The organism is Streptomyces sp. NTH33, assembly GCF_003236365.1.
Lineage (GTDB): Bacteria > Actinomycetota > Actinomycetes > Streptomycetales > Streptomycetaceae > Streptomyces.
The window spans coordinates 1-3,381 of record NZ_POTZ01000608.1 but is presented as its reverse complement, the minus strand read 5'-3'; the positions used below and the strand labels follow the sequence as shown (position 1 = coordinate 3,381).

Here is a 3,381-nt window from a genome sequence, read left to right as displayed (position 1 = left end):
GCCCTTTGCCCTCACCGCGCTGATAGCGCACGACCATGCGCGTCCCGCAGCGGCCGCAGAAGACCAGCCCGGCCAGCAGCGCCGGCCCGTCGCGCAGGGCGCCCATGCTCTGGGAGCGGGCCCGGTTCGCCTCGATCCGGGCCAGGTTGCGTTCGTGCCGCTCGGTGCTGATATAGGCGGGCAGGACGCCGGGCAGGTAGACCAGCCAGTCCTCGCGCGGGGTGCGGACCCGGCCGGTGAACGGGCGTCCCGGTCGGCGCCGGCGGGGATCGGTGCGGCTGCGGCCGTAGACATAGACCCCGGCATAGGCCGGGTGGCGCAGCATGTTCTGGATGACGATCCGACTGGGACGGCGCCAGACCAGCCTCCCGCGCTCGGGCCCTGCGCGCACCCGGATGCCCATCTGGATGCCGTGGTCGACCAGGAACCGCAACACCGCGTTGACCGTGGCCAGTTCGTCGAACAGGTCGAAGACCAGACGGACCACGGCCTGCACCTGCTCGTCCGGGTCGAAGACGACCTCGCCGTCCGGGAGCCGCAGGTAGCCCACCGGCAGCGGCATGGCCAGCTCGCCGCGGCGGGCCTTGCCGATCCGCCCGTTCCACATCCGCTGCTTGATCAGGTGCAGTTCGGCCTCGCTGATCGTTCCCTTCAGCCCGAGCAGCATGCGGTCGTTGTACTCGGCCGGGTCGTACACCCCGTCGAGGTCCGCCAACACCGCACCGGAGAGGGCGCACAGCTCGACGAGCTGATACCAGTCCCTGCCCGAGCGAGCCAGGCGGGACATCTCGCTGCCCAGAACGAGGCCGACGTGGTCCAGTCCGATCTCGGTGACCAGCCGCTGGAAGCCGGGACGGTCCTGGAGACCGGACGCGGAATGCCCCAGGTCCTCGGCGATCACCAGCACCCGGGACGGGGACCAGCCCAGATCGACGGCCCGCTGCGTGAGCCCGTACTGCAGCCGGGTGGACTCGGCGTGATCGAGAACCTGCTGCGGCGTCGACTGGCGGACATAGATCACCGCGAGGCGGTCGCGATGCCAGGGCCGGACCTTGCCCTCAACCCCTGCCCACGGAGCGGCAACCGTCATGCTCACCGCGCTCACCTCCGTCCCCTCGCTCCGGGTCCGTGGCGATCACCATCCGCGCGGCCAGCACCCCCAGCAGCCGCACCACCAGCTGCCGGTTCAGTTCCGGAACGGCTCCCCACCGCGGGATCTGGGGAGCTCAGCGACGACACACTCGTCCACTGCGACTCACCACCCTCCTCCGCACCAGTCGACCGCTCACGCAACCGCTGAACAGCAGCGGCCGCCGCGAGCAGGCCCTCAACCCCTACGACCGGGACATTCCCCGGGGCAGACACACCTACGTGTGCAGTGTGGCTTGCTGCTCGAGTGCGGCATCAACCGGCTCAAGAGGCACCGGGCGGTGGCCACCCGTTACGAGAAACTCGCCGTCCGCTACGAGGCGACCGTGCTCGTCGCAGCCATCAACGAATGGCTGTGACTCGCATTCCCCTGTAGCCGGGAGACCGTCAGCGGTGGCCCAGCACGTTGACCACCCGGCCGTTGGGGTCACGGACAAAGAACCGGCGCACCCCCCACTCCTCGTCCTGCAGGGGGTGAACGATCTCCGCGCCGCTCTCCCGCATGGCCGCGTAGGCCGCGTCCACGTCATCTACTTCGACGCTCATATCGGGATTAACTGGCGCGGTCTTGTCACTGGCCATGAAGCTGATCTGCGCCGTCGGACTGGACGGGGACGCGAGCGTCATGATCCAGCCGTGGTTCATGACCTCCTCGAATCCGAGCAGGTCGTAGAACTCCCGGCTTTCCTGCGCAGCCTCCGACTGGACATTGGGTACGACACGGCGAACGGCCATCGGCAACTCCAAGGTGACAACAGACCGGCGTTGAGGCTCTCCAGGAGTACTACGCCACACCGGCCGCCGCATGCACTTTCGATACACGCCCTAGGCGATGGCGGGGCAGTGCCGTGGAAGAGGGCTTGGGCGAGGTGGCAGCTGAGAGCGACGCGGTCGGGCTCGGGCAACGCGCCCCTGGAGTCCAGCAGCGCGTTGGCGAAGTCGAACCGGCGACGCGTCTCGTAACGGTGGGCGGCGTACTCGAGTACGGACGGGATCAGCATGGCGAGGACACAGGCGATCACGGCCTGCACGGGCAGGTTAGCGAACGCGGTGCCCAAGCTGGCTTTTTTCACGGGTCGTGAACGAAGCCAGCCTGGAGGTGGAGTTCACCGACGTGGAGCACCTGGAGTTCGACCTGTAGAGCCGGGCTGCGCCATCAGACCGTGGGAGGCTGCGCAGCTGCGTATTCGGCTGTGGGTGGTTGCGGATCACCGCCGGGGCCGGCGTCCAGGGCGCGGCGACCGGTGACCGGGCGCGCGGGCATCGGGTCGCCGGCGGCCGGAGCGGCGGGCAGGCGTTCGGCGGCGAGCTGGGCGCGTGGCGCGGGCGGCAGCTCCGCTTCGGTGGCGGTGCGGGTCGGTCCGGTGCCCAGCGGACGGCGGTCGGTCATGCCGGATTCTCGCCCGGCGCGCGTTGTTCTTCCTCACCGGTATCACCGTGGGCGGCGGCGGGCCCCGAGGCGCGCGCGTGTCGGGTGCGTGCGAGGCGGTGAACTTCGGTGAGCACCCGGCGGTGGTCTGGGCGGCGGCGCTGCCCGGCCCGGAGCAGGGCGCCGGGACCCGGCGGAACCGGGCCGGTGCTGGCCGAAGGGGTCTCCGAGGGAAGTAGTCGGCGCGCCCGGCCCCCTTGACCAGCGCGCTGACCTGCGACTCTTCCTCATTTCCGCGCGCGGCTGAGGCGCCTTGTGAGGCACCCCGGCAAGCGCCTCGTAGAGCACCCTGAGAGACGCCCTGTGAGGCACCTTGTAGAGCGCCCTGCTCGCTGGCTCCCGGCCGCTGTCGCCGCGTCGCCGAAGCTGCCCAGGCCCGCACCGCCCGGCCGCCGTCGGGTGGCGGCATTTTCGGCCAGCAACACGCCCTGGCTGCCCACCCGGGCTTGCCCGGGTTCTGATCAGGGCTGCGGGCCAGGTGATGACTCGCCCTCTGGCCCGGTGGCATCGGCATCACCGACACGGCCGGGGGCGTGCGACAGCATCACTGCTGTCTGCGAGCGAAGGGAGGCGATCGCCTCGGCCAGCCGGTCACGCAGGCACGCATCCGCGTCCATTCCGGCTGCCGCCGCGGTCGAGCCCGGGCCGTCTGGCCTGCCCCGGCCAGTCATCTCTGAGAGGGCTTCTCGAAACCGAGTGTGGGGGCTGGGTTCGTGCTGGTCAGGCATGGTGCCGGGGTGGGTGAGGTAGGTCCGGTGCGTCCGTGGTGGTGGCGTGCTGGAGGTGCGTGATGGCGTCGGTGC

General features: G+C 70.3%; 3 protein-coding genes and 1 pseudogene. 1 reads left to right on the top strand and 3 read right to left on the bottom strand.

Annotated elements, in window-relative coordinates:
- The coding region (locus C1I97_RS33735; RefSeq protein ID WP_181447028.1) for a recombinase family protein at window positions 1-1,090 on the bottom strand (1,090 nt) is incomplete at its 3' end.
- A 301-nt stretch (window positions 1,091-1,391) separates the two neighbouring features.
- Here C1I97_RS33735 and C1I97_RS42055 point away from each other — a divergent pair.
- Window positions 1,392-1,508 (top strand): annotated as a pseudogene (locus tag C1I97_RS42055) (IS5 family transposase); the annotation flags it as partial.
- A gap of 28 nt (window positions 1,509-1,536) precedes the next feature.
- Here C1I97_RS42055 and C1I97_RS33725 read toward each other — a convergent pair.
- Window positions 1,537-1,884: a VOC family protein gene (locus C1I97_RS33725; protein WP_111006819.1), complete on the bottom strand. Its 348-nt coding sequence runs from the start codon at window positions 1,882-1,884 to the stop codon at window positions 1,537-1,539.
- Window positions 1,885-2,305: 421 nt separating this feature from the next.
- Window positions 2,306-2,539 (bottom strand): hypothetical protein, encoded by a 234-nt coding sequence (locus C1I97_RS33720; RefSeq protein ID WP_111006818.1) that lies wholly within the window; start codon window positions 2,537-2,539, stop codon window positions 2,306-2,308.
- Window positions 2,540-3,381 lie beyond the last annotated feature (842 nt).